At 63.9% G+C, this 3,557-nt stretch carries 4 protein-coding genes; 3 read left to right on the forward strand and 1 reads right to left on the reverse strand.

Features of this window, described 5'->3' with window-relative positions; all coding sequences use genetic code 11:
- The 3 genes from VFL62_RS12705 to VFL62_RS12715 all read left to right on the forward strand — a co-directional run.
- The coding region (locus tag VFL62_RS12705) for an FAD-dependent monooxygenase (RefSeq protein WP_325172729.1) at positions 1-390 on the forward strand (390 nt) is incomplete at its 5' end.
- 420 nt (positions 391-810) lie between these two features.
- Positions 811-1,623: a hypothetical protein gene (locus tag VFL62_RS12710; RefSeq protein WP_325172730.1), complete on the forward strand. Its 813-nt coding sequence runs from the start codon at positions 811-813 to the stop codon at positions 1,621-1,623.
- A 208-nt stretch (positions 1,624-1,831) separates the two neighbouring features.
- Entirely contained in the window at positions 1,832-2,329 is a 498-nt protein-coding gene (locus VFL62_RS12715; protein ID WP_325172731.1) for a hypothetical protein, read from the forward strand.
- Positions 2,330-2,348: 19 nt separating this feature from the next.
- On the opposite strand, the gene mutY is transcribed toward VFL62_RS12715, so the two are convergent.
- On the reverse strand, positions 2,349-3,458 hold the full coding sequence (mutY, locus tag VFL62_RS12720) for an A/G-specific adenine glycosylase (protein ID WP_325172732.1): 1,110 nt from the start codon (positions 3,456-3,458) through the stop codon (positions 2,349-2,351).
- Between the last annotated feature and the right edge of the window lie 99 nt (positions 3,459-3,557).

Here is a 3,557-nt window from a genome sequence, read left to right on the forward strand (position 1 = left end):
TGGACGTTCGGCCGCGTCACGCTGATGGGCGATGCGGCGCATCCGATGTATCCGATCGGGTCCAACGGCGCCTCGCAGGCGATTCTCGATGCAAGGGTGCTCACCCGAGAAATCCAGACGCATGGCTCGACGCCTGCGGCCCTCAATGCCTACGAGGCCGAGCGCCGTCCCGCGACGACTGAGCTCGTGCTGCTGAACCGCCGCAACGGCCCCGAGCAGGTGATGCAGATGGTCGAGGAGCGCGCGCCCGATGGCTTCGACGATGTCAGCGAGGTGCTGTCGCGGCAGGAGCTGGAAGACATCGCGGCCAACTACAAGCGGGTCGCCGGCTTCCAGGTCGAAGCCCTCAACGCCAAGCCGCCGATCGTGCAGAGAGCAGGCGCCATCTAGAAAGCTTTGGTCCGCTTTACCCCTCGATAGCCGACATCGGGGCCGATGCGAACGCACGTCGGTTTTGGGCCGATTCTGTAAGAAGTCGGTTGACGTTCGAAGCGGCCATAAGCAGACATCGCACGAGTGCCCTGAGACCAACACGTTGTCGTCAGAGAACATCCGCGTGACTGAGAAAGCGTTGAAGCCAAAGGCAGCCCTAAGTAAACTAGCGCTAGTGTGGCGGTTCAGAAGTCCGCATCATTTGTGCCGCGGGTCCGTCATGCGGACTTCTGAACCAAAGCCACACTAGATCAATAAGTTGGCTAGTGTCCTTTCGATTCCGAAGTTCGAAACGTAGCTCCCCAAAGCATGCGAACTTCGGAATCGGGACACTAGCTTGAGGCAGTTCCGATTGACGCGGTGGCTTTGGTGCGGTGGTTGCAGCAGTTCCTTCAGCAGGAATCCAACAACAGCCGCACGGCCGATGCATTGGCGATTGTGGGACATTCCGTCATTGCGCTAATTCTGCTGCTCGGGTTCTTCGGGCAGACCGAGCCCGCTTTGGAGGCCGCGATCCCGGTTGAAATCGTGATGGAGGAGCCTGCGGCCGCTTCGCCGCCACCGGTTTCCACGCCGAATGAGCAGAGCGTCCTGCCAGCTATTCCAGCCGTAGCCGACACCGACAAGCACGCCAAGGCGCCACGCGCGGAGCGGAACGTCAATGGCGTCGATCAGCCGAAGCAGCCAGGACACGATGGCGGCGATCCCAGCCCGGATCCGGCCGGGCAGGCCACGCCGAGCGCTGCCGGCGACCTCGCGTCCGGCGCCGCTTCGCTGCCGTCCTGGACGATTCAACCGATCGGCCCGGCACAGCAGCAGGCGATGGCGCGCGAGCCGGGCGAAGACGAATTGACGGCCATCAAGGAGCCGAAGCTTGGGTGCGGCGCCAAGGCGAAGTGGCTGTCACCACGGACGGGGACCCGGAAACAGGCGGTGGTGATTGGGATAGCAACTCCGGCTCAGGCGCAGGCCATGACCCGATCAAGCCAGGTCCTCGCAGACAGACGCGTGAGTCCGAATTATGCCACAGGCATGGCGGCCTTCGCCGAAACATGGGAAGGCAAGACCGGCATTGTGCTTGGTACCGGACTCAACGTGAATGTGGGCGACGTGATTGAATTCGACGAGGGCCACATCGATCCATCCGACCCGTGCCAGTACATTCCGAACTTCGCCGTCAGCAAGCACTAAACATGAGAAGAGTTGCGGTAGCCTGGGTTGCAGGATGTTCGTAGGTCAGACTTCAACACTGCGCGGCTGAATGGTTGAACGCCAAGCCACCGATCGTGCAGCGGCCCGGTGTCCGCTAGGGCATGAGAGGGGTAGTTTCCCGGATAGACGTCGTTTGCGCGGTCGCTACGATCCGATCCGAGGGCGAACTCCGACCAGGATCAGCGACATGAAATTGACGGCGCTTTGGCTTGCTTGCGTTATTCTCCTCTTTGCGGGCTTAAGCGCGAGCCACGCTGCCATGCGGATTTCCGACGATCGCGGTGGCCGGATCGGGGTCTACCTCGACAAATATCAGGGCCTGCGGACGTCGGGCGAGACCGTCATCATCGATGGCTACTGCGCCTCGGCGTGCACGCTCGTTCTCGGCATGGTTCCGCGCAACAAGATTTGCGTGACGCCCCGGGCGAGCCTGGGTTTTCACGCGGCGTGGGACCCTGACGCCAGCGGCCACCAGGTCGTCAATCCCGGTGCGACGCGAATGCTGTATGCGATGTACCCATCCTCGGTGCGGCGCTGGATCAAGGCGCAAGGCGGGTTGAAAACGCAGCTGATCCTCCTGCGCGGCGAGGCCCTCATGAGCATGTACCGTTCCTGCAACCTCGACATGAGGACGGCCGAGGCCGGCACGCGAGGCGCAACGGAGCTCGGCAGCCGTCCCTGGTGACACGGCGGAAGCGCACCTCCTACCCAAGCCCATGCGCGATCACCTTGCGCATGACGTTCGGCAGCGCTTCGCCATCGAGCGTTGCGATCGGCACCCAGCGCATGTCCTTTGGCGCGCGACTGCGCGCTGGCACCCGCGCGGTATAGACCACGAGCTCGAGCGGAAAATGCGTGAAGACGTGGGTGACCACGCCGAGCTTGCGCTGCCAGCGCGTGATGCCCGCAAGCCGGGGCGCCTGCTTCAGTGCGGCCGCGTGGTCCTGCGCGACGCGCCAGTCCGAGCCCGGCACTTCGGTCATGCCGCCGAGCAATCCCTTCGCAGGCCGCGTGCGCACCAGAAGCTCGTCGCCGCGCGTCACGACAAAGGCCGCGCCGCGCCGCAGCTCGCCTGATTTTTTCGGCGCTTTCTTCGGAAAACCCTCCTGCTCGCCGCGCTGACGCGCGATGCATCCTTCGGTGAGCGGACACAGGCTGCAGGCCGGCTTCTTCGGCGTGCAGATCGAGGCGCCAAGGTCCATCAACGCCTGCGCGCTATCGCCGGCGCGAGATGGACCAAGCAACGTCGCCGCCAACCTTTGAATGACGGGCTTTGCCTGCGGCAGCGCTTCCTCGACCGCGTAGAGCCGCGACACCACGCGTTCGATATTGCCATCGACCGGCATGGTCCGCCGATCGAAGGCGATCGCCGCGATGGCTGCCGCAGTGTACGGCCCGATGCCCGGAAGAGCGCGCAAACCTGCTTCGGTATAGGGGAACACGCCGTCATGGTCACGCAGCACGGCGACTGCGCAGGCATGCAGGTTGCGCGCGCGCGAATAGTAGCCGAGCCCCGCCCACATCCGCAGGACATCGTCGAGCGAGGCGCGCCCGAGCGCGGTGACATCGGGCCCGCGCGCCAGGAACTTGTGAAAATATGGACCGACCGCCTTGACGGTGGTCTGCTGCAACATGATTTCCGACAGCCACACCGCATAAGGGTCGGGCCGCTGCCCTGCCGGCGCACGCCATGGCAGCACCCGCCGGTGCCGGTCGTACCAGGCCAGCAGCAACGCGGGCCGCGCGACGATCGGTCCCTCGTGATCGGATGACGGGGTTTTCTTCCGCCTGATGGCTGCGCCTGATAGAGTCATAGCGATATGTACGCAAAGCGTCCCGCAATGAACAAGCCCGGCCCGTCGAGCGCCAAGCCGTTATCCGTCCTGCTCAGCGACGTCTTTTCGGACGCCTAC

The organism is Bradyrhizobium sp. (genome assembly GCF_035701725.1).
In the GTDB taxonomy this organism is placed as follows: Bacteria; Pseudomonadota; Alphaproteobacteria; order Rhizobiales; family Xanthobacteraceae; genus Bradyrhizobium.